At 33.2% G+C, this 21435-nt stretch carries 16 protein-coding genes; 5 read left to right on the forward strand and 11 right to left on the reverse strand.

The annotated features are described in order from the left end of the window. Positions 1–7: 7 nt before the first annotated feature. From BZG01_RS12140 to BZG01_RS12155, 4 genes are all read right to left on the reverse strand, one after another. A complete protein-coding gene (locus BZG01_RS12140) occupies positions 8–400 on the reverse strand; it encodes an ExbD/TolR family protein (protein WP_101310104.1) in 393 nt (130 codons plus the stop codon). A 7-nt stretch (positions 401–407) separates the two neighbouring features. Continuing rightward, entirely contained in the window at positions 408–1118 is a 711-nt protein-coding gene (locus BZG01_RS12145) for a MotA/TolQ/ExbB proton channel family protein (RefSeq protein ID WP_101310105.1), read from the reverse strand. A gap of 121 nt (positions 1119–1239) precedes the next feature. Further along, the gene (nhaD, locus tag BZG01_RS12150; RefSeq protein ID WP_101310106.1) at positions 1240–2628 is read right to left on the reverse strand and encodes a sodium:proton antiporter NhaD; all 1389 of its coding nucleotides are present in this window, start codon (positions 2626–2628) and stop codon (positions 1240–1242) included. A 163-nt stretch (positions 2629–2791) separates the two neighbouring features. Beyond that, positions 2792–7159 (reverse strand): translocation/assembly module TamB domain-containing protein, encoded by a 4368-nt coding sequence (locus tag BZG01_RS12155; protein WP_180327300.1) that lies wholly within the window; start codon positions 7157–7159, stop codon positions 2792–2794. A 221-nt stretch (positions 7160–7380) separates the two neighbouring features. Here BZG01_RS12155 and tsaD point away from each other — a divergent pair, with 221 nt between their 5' ends. After that, the gene (tsaD, locus tag BZG01_RS12160) at positions 7381–8403 is read left to right on the forward strand and encodes a tRNA (adenosine(37)-N6)-threonylcarbamoyltransferase complex transferase subunit TsaD (protein ID WP_101310108.1); all 1023 of its coding nucleotides are present in this window, start codon (positions 7381–7383) and stop codon (positions 8401–8403) included. Between the two features lie 37 nt (positions 8404–8440). Here the strand turns inward: tsaD and BZG01_RS12165 are convergent, their stop codons facing one another. The 6 genes from BZG01_RS12165 to BZG01_RS12190 all read right to left on the reverse strand — a co-directional run bounded on the left by BZG01_RS12165 (position 8441) and on the right by BZG01_RS12190 (position 16635). Next, a complete protein-coding gene (locus BZG01_RS12165; RefSeq protein ID WP_101310109.1) occupies positions 8441–8878 on the reverse strand; it encodes a hypothetical protein in 438 nt (145 codons plus the stop codon). A gap of 87 nt (positions 8879–8965) precedes the next feature. After that, entirely contained in the window at positions 8966–9508 is a 543-nt protein-coding gene (locus tag BZG01_RS12170; protein ID WP_101310110.1) for a class IV adenylate cyclase, read from the reverse strand. Positions 9509–9796: 288 nt separating this feature from the next. Then, on the reverse strand, positions 9797–10363 hold the full coding sequence (locus BZG01_RS12175) for a chemotaxis protein CheB (RefSeq protein WP_101310111.1): 567 nt from the start codon (positions 10361–10363) through the stop codon (positions 9797–9799). Further along, positions 10363–11205 carry a CheR family methyltransferase gene (locus BZG01_RS12180; protein ID WP_101310112.1) on the reverse strand — a complete coding sequence of 281 codons (843 nt, stop codon included), beginning with the start codon at positions 11203–11205 and terminating at the stop codon, positions 10363–10365. The genes BZG01_RS12175 and BZG01_RS12180 overlap by 1 nt, the downstream gene beginning before the upstream one ends. 8 nt (positions 11206–11213) lie before the next feature. Beyond that, positions 11214–12809 (reverse strand): response regulator, encoded by a 1596-nt coding sequence (locus BZG01_RS12185; RefSeq protein WP_101310113.1) that lies wholly within the window; start codon positions 12807–12809, stop codon positions 11214–11216. Positions 12810–12891: 82 nt separating this feature from the next. Further along, a complete protein-coding gene (locus BZG01_RS12190; protein ID WP_101310114.1) occupies positions 12892–16635 on the reverse strand; it encodes a response regulator in 3744 nt (1247 codons plus the stop codon). A 310-nt stretch (positions 16636–16945) separates the two neighbouring features. Here BZG01_RS12190 and BZG01_RS12195 point away from each other — a divergent pair, with 310 nt between their 5' ends. The 3 genes from BZG01_RS12195 (at position 16946) to BZG01_RS12205 (ending at position 19244) form a co-directional block, all read left to right on the forward strand. Continuing rightward, a complete protein-coding gene (locus BZG01_RS12195) occupies positions 16946–17482 on the forward strand; it encodes a hypothetical protein (protein ID WP_143470899.1) in 537 nt (178 codons plus the stop codon). Further along, positions 17466–18011 carry a PepSY-associated TM helix domain-containing protein gene (locus tag BZG01_RS12200; protein ID WP_101310116.1) on the forward strand — a complete coding sequence of 182 codons (546 nt, stop codon included), beginning with the start codon at positions 17466–17468 and terminating at the stop codon, positions 18009–18011. The genes BZG01_RS12195 and BZG01_RS12200 overlap by 17 nt, the downstream gene beginning before the upstream one ends. Before the next feature lie 189 nt (positions 18012–18200). Continuing rightward, positions 18201–19244, forward strand: a complete 1044-nt coding sequence (locus BZG01_RS12205) for a tetratricopeptide repeat protein (protein WP_143470900.1) — start codon at positions 18201–18203, stop codon at positions 19242–19244. Between the two features lie 65 nt (positions 19245–19309). On the opposite strand, the gene BZG01_RS12210 is transcribed toward BZG01_RS12205, so the two are convergent. Next, positions 19310–19816, reverse strand: coding sequence for a LytTR family DNA-binding domain-containing protein (locus BZG01_RS12210; RefSeq protein ID WP_101310118.1), 507 nt, complete (start codon positions 19814–19816; stop codon positions 19310–19312). 519 nt (positions 19817–20335) lie between these two features. On the opposite strand from BZG01_RS12210, the gene BZG01_RS12215 reads away from it, so the two are divergent. Continuing rightward, positions 20336–21418 carry a sensor histidine kinase gene (locus BZG01_RS12215; protein WP_101310119.1) on the forward strand — a complete coding sequence of 361 codons (1083 nt, stop codon included), beginning with the start codon at positions 20336–20338 and terminating at the stop codon, positions 21416–21418. Positions 21419–21435: the final 17 nt, after the last annotated feature.

Below are 21435 nucleotides of genomic sequence, written 5' to 3' on the forward strand. Positions count from 1 at the left end.
GATAAAATTATTTAGCTCTTGTTGCCAATATTAACTTGTACTTGTTGTTTTTCGCGATATTCATTACCCGAACAACTTGTTCCATAGGTACAGATTTGTCAACGTGCAGAGATATGGTTGGATCTTCTTCTCTGCCCAAACGTTTTTGTAGACGATTTTCAAGCTGTGAAAATGGAATAGGAGTGGTTTCAATAAAAAAATTAAACTCCTTATCGATAGAAACTGTAGTTATTGGTTTTGCCGAAGTTTGATTCTTACTTTGCGGCAAGAGTAATTTTAGTGCGTTTGGTGCGATAAGGGTTGATGTTACCATAAAGAATATAAGCAGCAAGAACACAATATCTGTCATTGATGACATACTAAAATTAGGATTTACCTTGTTTCTGGTTTTTAATGCCATGAGCTAATTACTTAATTGGTTCGTTCAATAAATCCATAAATTCGGTAGTGGTTGCCTCCATAGTGAAAATGACTTTTTCAACCTTTGCCACCAAAATATTATAAGCAAAATAAGCAATTATCCCTACAATAAGACCAGCAACCGTTGTTACCATTGCAGTATAAATACCGTGTGACAGAAGGGATACATCAATATTATTGCCAGCAGTGGACATATCGTAAAAAGCCTGAATCATACCCATTACTGTTCCAAGGAATCCAATCATAGGAGCTGCGCCGGCAACAGTAGCAAGAGTAGGCAGGTTTTTTTCAAGTTTAGAAACCTCAAGATTGCCGATGTTTTCAATGGCAGCATTAACATCATTTAGTGGTCGTCCAATTCGCTTAATTCCTTTCGAAATCATTTTTGACACAGGAGTGTCATTCGACTCACAAAGAGCTAATGCCGAATCCATTTTTCCTTCATGAATGTAATCTCTGATTCTGTTCATGAAATTTGAATCTACTTTTGTTGCTTTTCGTATGGCATAGAATCTCTCAAAAAAAATGTACATCGCAATACCCGAAAGTACTATGATTGGAACCATAATCCATCCTCCTTTAAAGGCCAGATCGATAAAATTAAGAGAAATTTCGGTGGCTTCCGTTCCTTGTCCTTCAAGTAAGGCTTCATTTTGTGCCGCAGTTTGAATCCCAGCTAAAATCAAAAGATAATTCATATTTACTATTTTCAAGTTAAATCTAACACATAAAAAAACGAGATATAATACAGAATATTATATCTCGCTAAATTAATATTATTGTTTTTGATTCTCGATACAAAAACAGGAAATTCTAATTTTAATGCAATAAGACTGCTTCGAGGTAGTAAACCCCGGCACCAGCAAGGTATCCGGCTAAAGCCAGAAGTGAAATCTTTTTCAAATACCAGATAAAATCGATTTTTTCCATTCCCATAGCTGCAACACCGGCAGCAGATCCAATAATCAAGATACTTCCTCCTGTACCAGCACAATAAGCTAAAAATTCCCAGAATAAACCATCCTGAACAAAGTTGGATAGATATCCTACGGCTCCTGCACCTTCAATAGAATACATTCCCATTGCTCCTGCTACCAATGGCACATTATCCACAACAGATGAGAGTATTCCAATAATTAGGTTGATGATGTAAATGTTATGAATGTTTTCATCCATATATCTGGCAAGAATATCTAAATGCCCTGCGGATTGTAAACTTGATACGGCTGACAATATACCTAAAAAGAAAAATACAGTAGGTACATCAACTTTTTTAAGAACCCCAATAACAGTTAGTTTTCTCTTATCTTCATGAGTCTTGTTTTTATGCATAATTTCAGTAACCACCCACATTGTACCTAATCCAAATAACATTCCAAGGTAGGGAGGTAAATGGGTTATGGTTTTAAATACAGGAACAAATAGTAAGGCTGACACACCCAGACAGAGAATGAAAACTCTTTCCTTATGTGTAGTGTATTCTTTTTCATCCCCATTTACATCAGTAGGACGCTTAATGATTCCTTTCATTGAGAAGGAAACGATGATTAGTGGTACAATCATTGTGAACAAAGAGGGAAGAAATACTCCGGTGACGATTTTAAGAGTTGTTACCTGTCCTCCAATCCAAAGCATAATTGTTGTAACATCACCGATGGGAGACCAAGCACCTCCTGCATTTGCGGCAAGTACAACCATTGATGCAAAAAACCAACGGTTTTCTTTGGCCGAAATTAATTTACGGATAAGGGCAACCATCACAATCGTTGTAGTTAAATTATCCAAAGCTGCAGACATGAAGAAGGTTAAAAAACTTAGTACCCAAAGTAGTTTAACTCTATTCGTGGTTTTTATTTTATCAGTAATGATTTTAAATCCTTGATGCTGATCTATGATTTCAACAATTGTCATTGCTCCTAAAAGGAAGAAGAGAATGGCTGATATTTCAGATAAATGATGAAGAACCTCATGATGCACAATAAAGTCAAGCATTCCTTCATGAGAATCAGCACTCGGGTTTATTGCAACGTATTCATTCCAGGCTCTGCTAACGCCGGTTGAAAGAATATCTACTCCTCCAAATACGTAAAGAACCCAGGTTATAACTCCGATTAATAGAGCAGAAGCTGCTTTGTCAATTTTTAGGGGATGTTCCAGAGCGATAGCTGTATATCCGAGAACAAAAACCACAACCATTAGTGTAAACATAGTAATAGATTATTTTTGAATGAATTAATTTTTACTAGATAAGATGCTAATATAGCAATATTTGCTATTTAATATCCGAGGTAATTAAAGAAAAAAACCTCTAACTAATTCTGCTGAAAAACATTGAACTGGCAATTTAAAAACACATTTCTGCTGATAAAGGCTAGTTTTCTTTTTTGCCTTTATTTGATTTGAGGAAATTGAGGTATTTTTTCACTAATCCGGAAAACGTGTTGAAGTCTTCTTTGTAAAAAATACCAATTCCTTGAGTATTTCTCGTTTCCTCGTACACCAGATATTCATTTGAACGGGTGAAAGCTTTGAGTTGTAACTTTCCTTTTTTGTCCAATCTGAAGTTTACATCAACATCACCAACAATATCATTATTGCTGGTCTGATTATTTCCTGTTCCAATATTTCCATTGATAGTTACCCTGTCGTCAAAAACCTGTGTAGACAGAGCCAGATCAATCTCATCACTGGTCAGATTGTCTCCGGGGCGGTAACTTACACCAATATCAAAATCGTTACTGATTTTACTAAGCCAGTTTGATAGTTGATTGGAAAGCATTTCGCTTGCGGTAACTCCAACGGCATAGCTGGAATTTTTATTTTCAAAATCAGGATCAGTGGATCGCAGGTATTCGGGAGTGAAAAACCGGTTTAAAACAAGTAAGGATAAAATCTGCTTATTCATTTCATCTTCAGTTGAAAACAGGCCTTCCAGAATACTTTGTGTTTGCTGATCCAAAGTAGGGAAATTGATATCAAAGCGAATAAGCGGATTTTCAAGATTCTGGCTTAAGTTCATATTACAATCAACAGGAATCTTCTTGGAATTGTCAATGTAAGGAGTATTCAAAAGCAGATCGTACAATGTTGTTTTAACACTATATACTGCATCAATATTAAGTGTTGCGTTGTAAGGGTCACCGTCCCATTTGATGTTTCCTCCGCTTGCTAAATCAAACTTTTTATTGATGACATTTTGTAAGGTAAAAAGGTAACTACCTGTTTGAATTGTATAATCTCCAAAAATTTTAAAATCGCCCTTGGTGTCAATTTGCAGTTTTAAATTTCCTCCTCCTTTGGCTTTTAAAACATCACCAATTTTCGAGTCAAATATAATTTGAACTTCAGTTTCCGGAGTAATTTCCAAATCGCAGTTTAATCGGATACCTGACAGATCAATTTTGTATTCTTCTTCCAAATTTGAATCAGCATTCAGATTTGAATTAACAAAGGTGATAAAATTACTTTCTTCGATATCTCCGCTGTTGTTAAGAGGAACATATAATTTGGTGTTTTTATTTGTTTTCACTCTCACCTCAATATCCAAATCATTCACCGGACCAAACAGAGTTGTAATTCCGGTAACATAGGCTTGTCCGTAAAATAGTTCGTTATCAGTCGGTTTTGTATTCAGGACATTAAAATTAAGTGCATTTACAGCTAAGTCTAAATTGAAGTTGTTGAATTGCTCATGAGAAATCACTCCGTAAATAACAGCTGAGTTTTTATCTGAATCGATAAGTTTAAATTGATTAAACTGTAACTCTGACGGTGTTATTTTAATGCTGTCATTGCAGGAATAAGTTGTTTGCAGCTCGTTTATTGTGAAACTTGCATTTTCCAATTTAAGAAAGCCTGTCGATTTTGGTTTACTGGATGAACCTTCTATATGTACCCGGCCAGAGGCATTACCCTTTATGTTGGAAATATTTTCCTGCAGGTAAGGATTTAATAACCCCAGACGTATTTTATCAATATTAATATCCATATTCAGGGAGTCTGACCCGGGGAAGTAACTGCCGTGTAAATCAATCTCTTTATGAGTGTTGTAGTCAGTAAATGAGGAAAATGAGAGCTTTTTGTCAAATTTATCCCAATCGCTGATCAAGTAGAAATTCCCTAAGGTATCATTATTAAGAACAAGGTTCTCGAGCATGAGATTGGAGTTGGATAATCTGTCGCCATAAAAGTCGGAAACTTGCACGTAGCCACGAACAGTCCCATCAATTCCAATGTTTTGTTCTCGGGTTAAATCATTTAAATTCTTTAAACTAATGTTCTGAATTTGAAAGTTTATACTGTCAGCAGGATTGGAGGAGATTTTTCCATCCAATCCAAAGTATTGATTCTCTCTGCTGATTCTGAAATTATCAATGGCGAAACTTGTGCTGTCAATAATCAGGTTGGATTGTTGAACAGACCAAATACTATCGGCCATAATTATGCTGCTGGGAAGTAAATTAATATTCCAGACAGGACGATCTGATTCTTTTGATTTTTCGACATTCCCTTTGGCGCTAACAAAACCACTGTAGGTAACAGCATCCCAGTTATTCCAAAGCAGATCCAGGTTAACATTGTTATTACTGGCTGTAATTTTTTCTGACAGATTGTACAATTTAAATTGATCCGAAAAGTTAAATTTATTTGTACGTCCCTTTATAACAAGCTCTTTATTATCGGTAGAGAGATCTAATTTGAGTTCTTCAAACGATTTATCTTGTATTGTAAGAATTGGTGAAGTAAAATGCATTTCGATTGACTGTTCTTTTGCATTTAAACTTCCTGCTAAGCTGGTATTTGGAGCTAATTTAATATCTGGATAAAAAAGTTTTGTAATGGGCTCTGTTTCTTTTAAATCTATTTTGAATTTGAAATTATTTGTACTGTCAGTATTTACAAATTCTTTTTCAGGAGCATAGGCTGGAAAATAGACATAGGCCATGTTTGCAACAGAAGAAATTAATTGATCAATTTCATAATTTCCTTCTATTTTGGCATCTGAAATATCAGAGTTCAGGATGATTCTTTTAAACGTTGGAGAGGAAAATGAGTTAATTGTAAATTTGTTGAGAACAAATTCGCCCAAACTGTTTTTGTATTCTGTATTTGTAAGTTCAATAATACCATTGGCGTTATCAAATTCGCTTCCTGAAAAATTCGCATCCAGAGATAAGCTAAGTTCTGATTTTGGATCTTTTGTATTTAAATGAAGGGGAAAAAGTTTAGCATTACGAAGATGGGAACTAAATTTCATGGTTGGAATTTCCTCTGAAAAGTCAATGTTACCAGTAAAATTAAACCCTATATTCGGATCTTCAATAGAAATTTGACCATCAAAGCTTGAATTCGTGAAAAATCCGTCTAAGGAAAGGTTTTTATATTCGTAATCGTAGAAATCCACTTTACTAATATTTCCTTTCATTTTACCTTGGGTTGTATTTGTTTCAGTAAAACCATTTACCGAAACGTTTAAGGAAACATTTCCAACTTTTTCCTGTTCAATTAAACCTCCGAGGTAGAAGTTTGATGCTTTAATATCTCCCGTAAAATTTAATCTGCTGCTTCCAGGGTTGGGTTTAAATAATATATCCGTTTCTATTTCTCCCAATTCAGTTTTAAAATCTCCATAGAAAACAAAGTCATTTAAAAAACCATTAAATTGACCATTGTAATGGATTAAGCCTAAATTATCGAAGTATTCAGGCAAACTAAAGAATTCTTTTTCATAACCTGGAATGTAAACTTTTTCAATATCAGAAATTGTAGTTGTGAGTTCTTCAAAATCTGCCTCTAAATAAGCATCTTTAAGGTAAGGAAGACCATTCATATAAAATCGTCCTTTAAGAACCGTATTTGCACCATATACAATATCAATATCACGACCTCTTAAATCGTAAACAGTGCCGTAAATATGTCCGGAAAGAAATCCGGTCTCCCGAAATCCCAAGAGCAAACTATTAAAATAAGCTACGTCTAAAAAACTAACCCGAGAGGAGATTAATTGGAAATCCAGCTTCATTTTCTTAGTAAAATGCTGCCAATATTGTTTGCCCGGTTCGTAGTCGAAATATAAATGTTCTGCTTGAAGTTTACTGTTTGCTGATGTGATTTTTACATCTTTTAATCCCCATTGATGAATTGTTATCCATGTTTTGGCTGTAAAGTCTTTCAATTCGAATCCTGATTTTTCAATACAGCTTAAATGCTGCAGTTGAAAATCTACCGAATCGCCAATAATTTGAATTTTTCGGGCTTGAAGATTCAATTTTGAGACATAAATATTGTTATAATTCATGCCAAATTCTTGAGGTATACTATCAGGTGCGCTATATCCAAACTGAGAATTGATAAGATCAACGTTGGTAACGGTAATTTCCCATGATTTTTGAATTGTATCTGTCGTATTTCCTTTTTTACCACTCGATAATGAGTCCAGAAAAACATCATAGTTAAATAATCTGTTCTCATCTTCGCGTAGGTTTACATAGGCTTTGTCTAAAGTCAGTTTGTTGATGAAAATCTTTTGTTTTCTGATGTTAAAAGAATCAATTTTAGCTGTCAGGCTACCCACATAAACCAAAGTGTCCTTCTGATAATCTTCAATATAAAGGCCTTTAAGTATTATGCTTTTAAAGGGGGAGATGTTAACTCCTTCAATTCTGACAGGAGTATTTGTTTGTTGGGAAATATAATTGGCAATTTTTTTGCTTGCGTAGGTTTGTACACGACTGTTCAAGAATATCAAATAGGTTAAAATGGGTATCATAATGATAACCACAAGCGTCCAAATTGATATTTTGAGAAATTTTTTGATAATTTTGCTTTTTTATGAGATGCACAAAATTAGCTAAAAAGAAGAAGATTTTTACACCTTAATATAGTGTTTCAAGAGATTTTTGATTTTTTTAACCATTTAAGTGTGTAAAGCCATTTTTATTCTGATTTAAATAAAATTTAATGAGTATAACTATATTAGGAATTGAGTCGTCATGCGATGATACTTCTGCTTCAATATTAAAGGATGGAGTAATTTATTCAAATGTCACAGCCAATCAGGATGTACACATGGATTATGGCGGAGTGGTTCCGGAGTTAGCTTCCAGGGCACATCAGCAGAATATAATTCCGGTGGTTCATCAAGCCATGCAAAAAGCAGGAGTTACTGCCGATGAGATTGATGCAGTTGCTTTTACAAGAGGACCGGGTTTGCTGGGGTCATTAATGGTTGGAACTTCCTTTGCCAAAGGTTTTGCTCTTTCTAAAAATATTCCTTTAATCGAGGTGAATCATCTTCAGGCACATATTCTTGCACATTTTATTGATGATTTAAAGAACAAATACGAACATCCTGACTTTCCTTTTTTGGCTTTGCTTGTGTCCGGCGGTAATTCTCAAATTATTGTGGTCAAAGATCATTTAGAAATGGAAGTAATTGGGGAGACCATTGATGATGCAGCAGGTGAGGCTTTTGATAAATGTGCCAAAGTGATGGGATTGCCTTATCCGGGAGGTCCAATAATTGATCGTAATGCAAAATCAGGCAATCCCCTTGCGTTTGAATTTAGCCGGCCAAAAATTCAAGGCTTAAACTATAGTTTCAGTGGCCTTAAAACATCATTTTTGTATTTTGTTCGTGATCGGATAAAGGAAAATCCGAATTTTATAGAGGAAAATATGAATGATTTGTGTGCATCGCTGCAATACACAATTGTTGATGTTTTAATGAACAAAATTAAAAAAGCAGCAAAAGAAACCGGGATTAAGCAAGTAGCAATTGCCGGAGGAGTTTCAGCCAATTCCGGATTGCAAAAGGCATTGACAGAGGTAGCTGTAAAGTTCAAGTGGAAAGTTTTTATTCCTCAGCTTGGTTATTCTCTCGATAATGCTGCTATGATTGCAATTACCGGATATTTTAAATTTCTTAAAAAGGAATTTGTGGATCAGGACACAGCTCCCTTTGCAAGGATGACTATTAAATAACAAATGGAAAACGGAAGGAATTAAAGTCTTCCGTTTTTTATACATTCAAATAGTTTTTTAGTACCGTAATTGCATTATCACTAAAATAGCAGAGATTGATTGGTATTTTTTCTTTGCTTTTTAGTACAATAATTAGTTTGTGATCTGTAATTGTAAAATCTTTAATATCCTTTAAGTAAATTTTTAGTTCTTTATTTCCCCATCCGGTTTTATAAGTTAATTTTCTGGCGTTAATAGTCAAATATTCTTTTGGGTAAAGAAATTTACAACCTAAAAGTAAACCTATAAAATAAAGCGAAGCAATTACCAAAACAAGTACAAGGTATTCGCTAAAAGGAAAGAAATCAAGATAGTTGATAAATACAAAAAATAATGCGACGCAAATCAAAAAGGAAATACCTAAGGCAAGTTGTATTCCTCTCGATTCGTTATTGTTAATTTTATGGTTCCGTATATCAAATTCAAATTGGAGCATCAATACGCAGCTTTAGATTCTATTTTAAAGTTACTAAATTGTTCGATGATATAAGTAAAAAAAAATACGACTGATTCGCTAGAAATATTATTCATCAACTAAAATCTGACTAAAAAGATTATTCTGTTGTAACAGATCGGAGTATGATTCTGATATTAAATGTTTTGCATTGATTTCGAGGATTTTAATGTATTGATTGCATTGTTCCCGCAACTTATCAATTGATATACTGCCATCATTATTTTTGGCTATGATTTCAACAAAATCACCTAAACCTTTAACTGTGTCGATATGGTATGTCACATTATCTATAGCATAAATTTCTCTTGTTTTTTCGACTACAGACCTTGTACCTAAAGTCTGTGTAAGAATTTCTTTTAAAGTAGAATCAGGATTTGTTGAATAAAGGTGAACCTGACTTTCATTAGATCCTTTTTTGTCTTCCCTAATATAATGGATTAGCATATTTTCGATAGATCCTTCCTTGAACTTTAGTATGCCTGATTTGGAATGGAAGTAAGTGTCTGTTTGGTGATCAGTTCCGTTGCATCCGGCGCCAATTGACAAAAGTATTTTTCTAATTTTCTCCTTGTTTTCACAATAAGCTTTAATCTCTATATTAGTTGGCATTTTCTTCGAATTAGTTATTGTGGAAAGTTCGGGAAAAATAATGGTTTATATCTTATACCAAATTAACATCAAAACATGCCTTATAAAATGTTTCTTTTCAGCTATATCTTCGTTAAAAAAGATGCATCGTAACATGGCTGTGCTTTACTTTTTTGCCTCGATACAGCTAAAAATTAATTCATTTTAATTAAAGTCTATTTTGAAATTAAATTGGTATTCCTCCAATATAATCTGAAATGTTTTGGAGCTTATTTATGAATAAATCTGGCTATAGGTTCAATTATCAGCTTAATATAGTTCACTTAATTCGATTATTTTTTTTGAAATCTGGTCTAAGGGTAAGATGTAGTCTGGTTTCATTATTTCAATGGCCGAAGCAGGCATTATTGTCGCAATAGCTGTTTCTGGATCTTCAACGATAGTAATACCAGCATATTTTTGAATTTCTTTTATTCCAAGGGCACCATCCTTATTTAATCCGGTTAAGAGAATACCAATCAATTGATTTTTAAAGTGCCAGGCTGCCGATTCAAACAAAACATCAATTGATGGTCTCGAATGATGTATTTTAGGATCAGCAGATAAAGCAATGGTAGAATCGTTTTCTATTAGTATATGATAGTTTGGGGGGGCAAAATAAACCGTTCCGGGTTTTATTTCTTCCTTTTCTTCGGCCTCTTTTATTTTTACTTTACTCTGTTTTTTTAGGTGTCGAATGAAGGAATCGTTTTTATTATCACCAATATGAAGTACAACAAAAACAGCCAAAGGGAAATCTTTTGACAGATGAGGAATAATGGCTTTTAAAGCATCTAAACCACCATAAGACGTACCGATAACAACAGCTCTAAACATTAATTAATTCTCTTTTTATATATTTTTTGTGAGGAATCGATATTGGCGAAATTGCTTTCTAATTGCGTAAATCGGAGACTTTCTTTTGTGCCTAAACATAAAAATCCGCTTGATGATAAACTTTGGTAGAATAAGTTGATCACCTTGTTTTGTAGATCTTTATTAAAGTAAATTAATACATTTCGACAAAGTATTAAATTAACTTCAGCAAAAACAGTATCGGTTACTAAATTGTGATCGGCAAAAACAATTTTCTTTGATAGGGATTGATCCAATTTAAGGGAACCATATTTAAGTGTGTAATAGTCAGAAAGCCTGCCCTTTCCCCCAGATTCAATATAGTTACGATTGAATTTTTCAAGATCCTGGGTTGGATAAATTCCTAATTTAGCAATATCCAAAACTCGTCGATTAAAATCTGTTGCATAAATCTGACATCTGTCCAAAAGATTTTCCTCTTTCAAAAGAATTGCAAGCGAGTATACTTCTTCTCCTGTAGCACATCCGGCGTGCCATATTTTAATAAACGGATAGGTTCTTAAATTTGGTACAACCTGTTCACGAAAAGACGAGTAGAATTCTGGATCGCGGAACATTTCAGTAACGTTAATGGATAGATCTTCAAGCAAGCTGATAAAAAAACTTTTGTCTCTCAGAACTTTATCTTGCATAAGGGAAATTGAATTAAATTTGCCAATTGCCATCCGATGCATTAAACGTCTTTTGATATGTGCTTTTGAATAATCTCTAAAATCGTATCCATATTTCTGAAATATAGCTTCCAAAAACAATGGAATTTCAATATCGATATTTTCAAGATCTTCAAATTGGTTTGGGTCCATATTATTCTCTATAGTGCTATACTTTTTGATGCTTCATTTAATATTTTTCGAAGTCCATCTTCTTTGAATGGTTTACTTAGGAAATCATTCATGCCAGCTTCGAGACATCTTTGTTTGTCTTCGATAAAAGAATTGGCCGTAAGCGCAACAATATATGTTGGTTCTTTAATTGTCTCAGCATTTTCGAAGCTTCTTATTTTTTCGGTGGCGCTAATTCCATCAAGTACAGGCATTTGCATATCCATGAGGATGACTTGATAACGATCTTTTTTATACATTTCGAGGGCTTCAACACCATTTTTTGCAATATCACAAGTTAATCCCATCATTCGAAGAGTTAGCATAACAACTTTTTGATTGATTGGATTGTCCTCTGCTACCAATATAGATAAATTGGAAGGAGGCTTAATGTATTGATCCGTAGTCATATTTTTTTGTTTTTCTTTGTGTCCAAATCTCAATTCAAACATGAATTCGGAACCAATTCCAAGTTCGCTTTCGACTATAATTTTTCCTCCCATTAATTGGGTGAGGTTCTTTGAAATGGCAAGGCCTAAACCTGTACCTCCATATTCTCGGGTAATTGATTTGTCTGATTGAGTAAATTCTCTAAAGAGCTTTTTTTGTGCATCCTTCGATATTCCAATCCCTGTATCTTTAACAGAGAAGAATAAAGATACTTGTTCTTTCGTCTTTTCAATGCATTTTATTGATAATGTAACAGAACCATTTTGCGTGAATTTTAGCGCATTGTTTGCCAAATTCATTAGTATTTGATTTAAACGAAACGAATCTCCAATTAAATTTTCAGGAATTATCTCATCTACTTCTATTTTAAAATCCACCTCCCTTTCAATGGCTTTGTAATTTAAAAGATGGAAAATTGTGTCGGTTACTTTTCGGATATCAAAATCAATATTTTCAATTTCAATTTGTCCTGCTTCAATTTTCGAATAATCTAAAATGTCATTAATGATTTGAATTAAATTTTCGCCTGATCTTGCCATAACATCGAGCATGTCTTTTTGTTCTGAATCTAGGTTTGACTGTTGTAAAATTTTGGAAAGTCCCAAAATCCCATTCATCGGAGAGCGAATCTCATGCGACATATTGGCCAAAAACAATGATTTTGATTTGGTTGCTTCCTCGGCTTTATTCTTTTCAATAATTAATTCTTCGTTCTTTTTTTCTAAATAAACCAAAAGGAGATCTAATTCCTTGCGTTGACGATATAAATCAAGAAAAACACTTACTTTCCCTTTTAAAACTTCAGGAATAATAGGTTTCGGAATAAAATCGACAGCTCCGGTTTCTATTCCTTTAATGATGTGCAAATCGCTTTGATGAATTGCAGAAACAAAGATCACCGGTAAATACTTGGTTTTCTTTCGTTGTCTCATTAATTCGAGGGTTTCATAGCCATCCATTTCTGGCATTTGCACATCAAGAACAGCCATTGCAAATTCATCTTTCAGAGTATATTTTAGGGCATCTTCACCAGATGATGCACGAACAAATTCAACATCAAAATCGCTAAGAATTCTTTCAAGGCTTATCAAATTTTCTTCCTTGTCATCAACGATTAATATTTTGTCTTTTTTCATTTTCCTGTTATTGTTTGTTGTCCAATTGTATTTTGTTTGGTACTGATTTTCTGCTTTAATTGAATCTATTTTAAGCGTAGAGTTAGTTGTAAAGCCAAATCTTTAACATTGAAAACAATTTATTTTCATCAATTGGTTTTGATAAATAATCATTTGCTCCCGATGAAATGGCTTTTTCATAATCTTCTTTCATTGCCTTGGCAGTCAGACAAATAATTGGAATGTTTTTAATTCCCGGAGTTTTGCGAATGATAGTCATGGCTTCATAACCATCCATTTCCGGCATCATAATATCCATAAGTACTAAATCTACGTTTTTGTTTTCTTTTAAAACATCAACTGCAATTTTACCATTCTCGGCTTCAAAAACCTCAATTTCCTTGTCTTCAAGTATTTTGCCCAGCGCAAAAATATTTCTGATTTCATCATCAACAACCAGTACTTTTTTTCCTTTAAAAATAGAATCATCTATTTCGGTAACCTTAATTTTAGGATTATCGGGAATTGTTGTTGCAACATGATGAAGAAAGAGCGTGACTTCGTCCATTAATCGTTCATCGGATTTTAATCCTTTTAAAATAATTGAATTGGTGTATATGCTTAGTTGCCGGTGTTCTTCCCGTGATAATTCTTTACCTGTATAAATAATTGTGTTTGGTATTATTATATTGGCTTCGGACAGCTTGGCCAGCAGTTCATTCCCTGTGAAATCAGGCAGACCTAAATCTAATATTACGCAATCGTAACTATTTTCTTTAATTAGCTTAAAGGCTTCAATTCCTGTAGAAACTTCTTCTATTTCAGCATTTGTTGATTTTAAAAGTGTCCTAATAATTTTTCGGGTAAACGAATGATCTTCAACGATTAAGATTTTTTTAGATTCTGAAAATAGTTCTTTTTGAATTTTTTTAATGGCACTCGAGAAATCTGTAGCTTTAACAGTTGGCAGTACATTTTTTTCCCTTTCTCTGATTCCCTCAACAGGATTTACAATATGAATAGGCAAGTTGGATGCATATGGGTGTGACCGTAAGATATCTAACTCTGCTTCTCCATTTTGCATTATAAGTTCAACTCCTATTATTATTGCAGAAGGTTGATGTGCTTCAATAAGTATAATTGCATCTTCAACATTCGATGCTACCAAAGCATGAAAATTACTTTCTTGAATTTGATAGTATAACAAAGTAGCTTCTTTTTGATCAGGATGAATTACAATTACAGCAGAACCTGTATGTGGAATGTCTCTATCATCATCAATGAAAAAAGGCAATACAACCGGCTTTTCTTCAAACGTCAACTCCTTGTTTTGTGATGTAAAATTTTGGGTTTTCGCTGGTTTACTTGCTTGTTTTACAGGTATAATTAGTGTAAAAGATGATCCTTTTCCAGATTCACTTTCTAAGTGGATTTCACCACCAAGCATTCTTGCTAGTTCTTTAGAAATTGATAAGCCTAATCCGGTTCCTCCATATCTTCTTGAAGTGCTTCCGTCCGCTTGCTGAAAGGCTTCAAAAATAGCTTCTTTCTTTTCATCTGGTATTCCAACACCTGTGTCAGTAACCATAAATGCACATGCTTCAACTTCTTTTAAATCATTACGTCGCAGAATATTTTTGTCTGTAACCTTTTTCATAGATACAGAAATGGAACCTTTCGAGGTAAACTTAAAGGCATTAGAAAGAAGATTTTTTAAAATTTGCGACAAACGCAACTGATCTGTCTCGATAGTTTTCGGGAAGTTCTTATCAATATCGATCATGAAATCGATTTTTTTCTTCACCGCCTGATGCTTAAAGTTCATCAAAATTTCTTGAGCGATACTGTCGGAACCGAGGTTTTCAAAATGGACAGTCATTTTTCCAGCTTCAATTTTCGAAAGATCTAGAATCTCATTAATTAGCTGAAGCAAATCTTTACCGCTTCTATTAATTATTTCGATAGACTCGATATCTTCTTCATCTAAATTGCCTTTTTTGTTTTTAGAGAGAAGACTTGATAAAATTAGTAAGCTATTTAAAGGAGTACGCAACTCATGAGACATATTTGCGAGGAAATCTGTTTTATATTGACTCGTCTGCTCCAATTCGCGTGCTTTTGTTTCTAATTTTTCATGTGTTTGGGATAAGCTAATGTTCTTGCTTTGAATTTCATCTTTTTGAATCTCCAATTGGTTGGTTCGTTCCTCCAATTCCTCGTTGGCAACTCTCAACTCTTCCTGCTGAACCTGAAGCTTTTTTTCGTTATCAATAAGTATTTTAGTTTGTTCAGCTAATTCTTCGTTGGCCACCCGAAGTTCTTCTTGCTGAACCTGTAATTCGCTGGCTTGTTTCTGAGTGGTATCCAATAAATTTTCCAATCGTGCGCGAGCTAATGTTGAGGCAATTTTCACAGTAATACTTTCACGAACAGCTTTAATGAATTCAATTTCCGATTCGCTAATCTTTTTAATCGATGCTAATTCCATTACACCCCAAAGAGTGTTGTTGAAAATTAATGGAACAATAACAATATTGGTAGGTTTTATTTCCCCCGTTCCAGAGAAAATTGTAAAATAATCTTCAGGAACATCTTTAATGTGTTTTAGTTTTTTTGTCCGAGCCACCTGACCAATTAATCCATGTCCTATTTGAATGTTTCTGTATTGGTTTTTATTTGGTATGCCAATGGAGGCTGTAAGTGATAAATTCTTATTTTCTTCCTGATAAACGTAAATTGCACCAAGCTCAGTACTTAAAAATTCAGTCATAAATATAAGAGAGTTGTCCGAAACTTCATTTAAATTTTGATCCCCTTGAAGAATTCCATTCAATTGATTCACACCAGATTTAAACCAAGATGTTTCATCATTTATGCTTTTTGCATCCTTAAGGGTTTTCACCATCTGATTTAAAGAGGTTGATAATTCATCTTCTTTGGATTTAGGCGTAAGACTTATGCTTAAATCTCCATGCGCAACTTTTTGTGTGTAGTTAACAACATTCTGAAAATCTTGTTGAATAATTTCGAAAGAATTAGCTAAAGCACCAATTTCATCTTTTGAATTAATATTTAAAGGAGTGCGAAAGTTACCTTTGGCAATAAGCTTAAAATTGTTCACCATTTGTTGAACAGGAACAGAAATTGATTTGGAAATATATCTTGACAACAGCAGAATTGTAATTGCCAGGAGTAAAGCAATTCCGAGCATCACCCAAATTAATGCAGAATTGGTTTTTTCCGCTAAATTACTAAGAACAGAACTAATTTCTGCATAGTGTTGTTTAATCTCGCTTAGCTGTATTTTTGTTGTATCAAGGCTTATATTTTCTCTTTTTGTAAGTAATTCTTTTTTTATTTTTTCAATAAGATCAAGAGTTTTTTTTGCATGAATTCTCGTGTCTTTAATATTGCTGTTGTTTAGTGCTTTAAGTATTTTTAAGCGATTCACTAAAAGTTTGGCATTATTAATCTCATTATTATAGATTTCAGGAAAATTCTTGAACAGATAGTTTGCTATTTCATCATCGCTTTTGAATGTGAAGTCATTGTTGATTTGTATAAAGTCTTCAGCTAAATGGTTTGCCCGGGTTAAATATTCGGCAGATTTTTCAAGATGTTCAACGTCTTTCGATATTTTGAAATTATAAAGTTCCTCAGTGGCGTTTTGAAGTAGAGTTTGATGAACACGTACACCATTAATTATTAAATCAAGAGTTTTGTTTGTGTTGAAAAAATAGTTTGAAGTCAAACTTAAGAAAAGGATACTTAAAAGTGCTAGAAGAGTCAGCAAAAGCAACTTGGATTTAATCTTCCAGTCTTTAAATCGTGTAAATCTTGTGAGCATAGTGTTTGAACCGTATTAAATACTTTATGAACAATTTTGTTTGTGTGTTCTTGTTATCCGTAGTAGTACGGTATTGCGTGCGAATGGTTACTAAAGTAGTGCGAATGTTACTTTTTATTACTTTAATTTCTAAAGTAGTGATTTTTTCAATTACCGGCATCAAAACCAATGGATATTTAATTTCATTTTTTTCATGTATTATGGAAAGAAATATTGTTAATGAATTGTTATTTTATTAGGATTTATTCCTTGGTAATCATAAGTTTGTGTGAATCAAAACAAACAATTAATAATCCTAAAAAGTAATACAATGAAATACGTAAGCATCATTGCAATTTTTCTTTTTTGTATGTCTTGTAATTCAAAACAAAAAGAGGCAAAGGAAGGTAATATTGAAAAAAATCAGTCAGCACAAATCAAAACAGCTGTTGTAACCATTGATCAGTTAATGGTAAATGCTGAAGAATTGGTTGGTAAAGAAGTTCATTTTACAGGATTGGTAAATCATGTTTGCGCACATTCGGGCAAACGATGTATTTTAAAGAATTTGGAAGGTAACTTATCTATTCGTGTTGAAGCAAGTGGGAATTTGGAGGGATTTGATAAAGAAATGGCCGGACAGGATATTACGGTGTCTGGAATTTTGAGAGAGAAACGACTTGAAGAAGCGGCGATAGATGAATGGGAGACAGAAGTGAAAGCTAAGGATGCTTCGGAAGACGGCGGAAAACATTGTAGTTCGGAAATGGCAAATATTAAGGAAATGCGCGACTGGATGAAAGAGAACAACAAAAATTATTATGCAATTTATTATGTAGACGGAAATAGTTATGAAGTTGTGGAATAATGTAAAGATTAGAAAATGGCTCCGTTATATACATCGTGATCTGGGATATTTTTTTGTTGGAATCACGATTATTTATTCCGTGTCGGGTATTATTTTAAATCATAAAAAGAATGGGGAAGATCCGGCTTACCGTACTGAGTCTAAAACAATGCAGTTGGCTTCAAATTTAACACCAGATCAGTTAAAGGTTTATTGGGACAAAAACATTACGAATTATCCTTTAAACCGAATAATTCCTGATGACAGTAAATACAATGTTTATTTAAAAGGAGGATTGGGAAATTACGATCCGGTAAACGGACGCTTGTCATTTGAGGTGTATGAGAAAAAAGAATGGGTCTATTTCATTAATAAACTTCATTACAATAGTAGAAAAGGGTGGACACTAATGGCAGATATTTTTGCCGTTGTACTGATTGTGTTCGCTTTATCCGGGATGTTTATGGTTCCGGGTAAAAAAGGGATTACAGGAAGAGGGAAATGGTTGATTGTTATTGGAATAATCATACCATTTTTGTTTTTTCTGTAAAAAATATAATTAAGCAAAGAAGAGTTCATTGAGAAGGTTAAAAATACTTTTGAAATGAACTTTTTTTTGTAGTCGTTTTTATAAGCAAGTTGTGGAACGATAATTGACTAATCAATAAAGTTCTTTAAATACTCATTTTGTTAATCAATTTATTCCTGTAAATTGCTAGCTCTAAATCTGATTTATGCCATGAATAGAATACTTGTTACACTACTACTGATCATTTTCCATATTAGCTCGATGAGTCAAAATAAGGAGCTGAAAAAATTGTTCTCGAAAGGAAAATACGATCAGGTAATTGAGAAAGCTCATTCTATGTTGCAGGGAAATGCAGTAGATCCGGATTTAAATTCGATTCTAGGTCGGGCCTATACAGATTCCAAGCAGTTTACAATTGCAATCCCGTATTTGGAAAAAACGATTGCATCGGCAACAGTTTCGAGTGATGTAAAAGAAATCAGTAAGGCGTATTTGGCAAAATGCTATTTTATAAATGGTGAAGAACAAAGAGCTGTAAAACTATTAAAAGAATGTCAGAATGACAGAAAATCAAAAGAGGCTGCTAATTATGCGGATAAATATTTGAATTTGTTTCAAACCGGGATTTATTATAAAGCATGGGAAGTGGTGGAATCAGAGAATATTCGATTTCATTTTCAGGATAAAAATAAATTGGAGAATGTGGGTGCATTCATGGCAAGAAACGATCTTAACTATAAAAGAATTACAGAAACCCTCGGCGCTGAACCAATTAAAAAAGTAGATTTTTTTGTATGGAGCGATAGAAATGAGGCATTTAGAAAGTTTAATCGTCCTCTTGGGTTCTCAAATTCGGATCTTCGTATAGTGAACGTACTATATAATACTCCTAATGACTACGAACTTTGCCATATGCTTTGTCAGATGGCAGTGCAGACAAAGTTCAGGACAATGTTGATCAAGGAAGGTTTGGGAATGTATTTCGACCAAATGGATCAGAATTTATTAAGAATTGCGCGCCTTAGAGTTCCAAAGGATAAATTTTCATTACTGCAGTTGTGGGAAGAGCCCACTAAATATGAAAGAGATTTAAGTTATCCTGTTGGAGCGGCTTTTATTGAATTTTTAATCAATAAAGGAGGAAAGCAAAAATTGAAAGAGTTCTTAAAAATACAAACCATAAAACATGCCGGGGAAGTTTATCCTGAGTTTCATAAATGGGTGAAAACTTTTGAAGCTATGTTAATGAGGTGAAATTTACCTCTCTTGGCAGGGAGGTATTTTTCATAAGAAAGTTTACTTCAGAATAGCAGCAAATGCTATTCAATTCCTTCTGTAATTTCATTGAAATTAGGTGTTTTTTTAATCCATTTATAAAACTCCCTCTCTTTACTGTTTGTAATAGAAACTATTTTGTCTTTAGGTATTTTTAATCTCACCGAAATTTTACCATTCGAAGAGGTAATTTTTTTGATATTGTTTTTGTTGACAATACATTGTCTATTGATTCTAAAGAAGCTATCGTTAAGTAATTCCTCGTAATGATTAAGAGAATGTGTTAATACAAAATTGTTTCCTGAAAAATTGATCAACGTAACTATTTTGCATTCAATATACATATAAGCAATAGTACTGCTGTTTATAGTTAAAGTTTCACCTCGTTTTTGAATTTGTATTTGTTCTTCAGTATTGATACTTGTTCTGTTTAAAATTTGCAATGTGTTCGACGAGGTATAATGAAAGGGAGTCCCTTCTATCGTGATTTTATATTCTTGTTGATCTTCTACAGCTTGTTGGTATTTCTTGCAATTCTCTTTACAATTCATGTTTGTTGTATATGTGTTTTAATTATTACCATAAAGGAGGGAACTGGATAATCAGCTTAAATCATGAAAATTATTAACATATAAATAAAATGCTGAGTTGCTAATGTTTTGCTTGGAATTTTCGGTCTATTATCAGAGATTAATTGAATTTTAATAATTATGTGGTATGTGGATAATGACTAGCAAATATATAGAATTGAGATGATGAATATCAATGGAGGATTTGAATTTGTTGATGAATGGCCATTTATTGTATGCTAATCTTGCTTTGTCAGGAAATATTTTCTATCGATGAGGTAGAGTGATTGATAAACAAAGATTCGATTTCAATCATAATTTTATTTGTCATTTTATCATGTCGATGAATATTGTGAGTAAAAGGTTGTGGGTATTTATTTTCTTTAAGAGGGGATTAGTATAATAAGTGATTTTCAAGTTTGGAAGTTTAAGCGTAAGAAGGCATTTTTACTATGGCATTGGGAAGAGGATTATTACCAATCGTAAAATCTTGATATAATCATGAGAGAAAATAAAAAGAAAGCTTTGCTATTTTGTGTTGATAATAAAGAGCGGGAGATGCTATCCATAATATTGGATGCTTTTTCTGTTGAAGTATTTGAGGAAACAAGTATGAATCGGGCAATAAATGTAGTTAATGAACACGGTATTGATTACATTATTGGAAATGAAGAGGAAGAGAAATTTATTAGTGCAAAAAGCACTTTTACAAGACAAGCGAATATTTCTTTTCAATTTATTTGTTTTCATAAAAGTGTATTTTACTTTTATTTGAAAATTTTTAGGAATGAGGAGGATTTCTTTGATCTAAAAATCGATATAAATGATTTTTTTGGAAATCAAAAGTCACGTGAAATATCGAATAACAATCTTCTCTCTATTCTAAGTCATGAAATATTCACACCTCTTAATTCGGTACTAGGATTTTCTACATTGCTTCAGGAATATAGTTATACAGAAAAAGATGTGAAAAAGTATTCAGGGTATATTTATAAATCTGGCCAGGAGATACATAATAAATATCGATTACTCATAGATTTTATTGCATTAAAAGAAGGAGGGAGAGATTGTCAATTTTCTTATTTTTCCATTGTCTCTCTTTTTAGTGATCTTTTGGAGAAATATAAATTAAAAAAGGAATCTATTCTGATTGAAGTTGAATATAATTATGATCTAAGTCAGGTTGAAGTTTTTACAGATAAAACCAAAGTAGAAAAGATACTTGAAAACCTTTTAGATAATGCAATAAAATTCACTGAAGAGGGAACAGTTGTTTTTGGTTTTGCAATTAATAAGAATAAGTCATTGGTTCTTTTTGTGAAAGATACTGGTATTGGAATTTCAAAAGAACATCTGAATTCTGTTTTTGATGCTTTTTGGCAAGTGGATAACTCTGATTCAAGAAAATATGGTGGTTTGGGGATTGGATTGTATTTGGTGAAGGAATTTCTAGATCAGTTGAATGGAAAAATAGTATTGAATTCGGAGGAAAGTAAAGGCACTTGTATTCAGATAGAAATACCTCTTCCCGAATCAATTCAGTCTGAAAAGATTCAATTGGAAGAGGCATGTTCTTTTAAATAATAACTGCTAAAACACTA

Origin of the sequence: Labilibaculum manganireducens, from assembly GCF_002843385.1 — a bacterium.
GTDB classification, from domain to species: domain Bacteria; phylum Bacteroidota; class Bacteroidia; order Bacteroidales; family Marinifilaceae; genus Labilibaculum; species Labilibaculum manganireducens.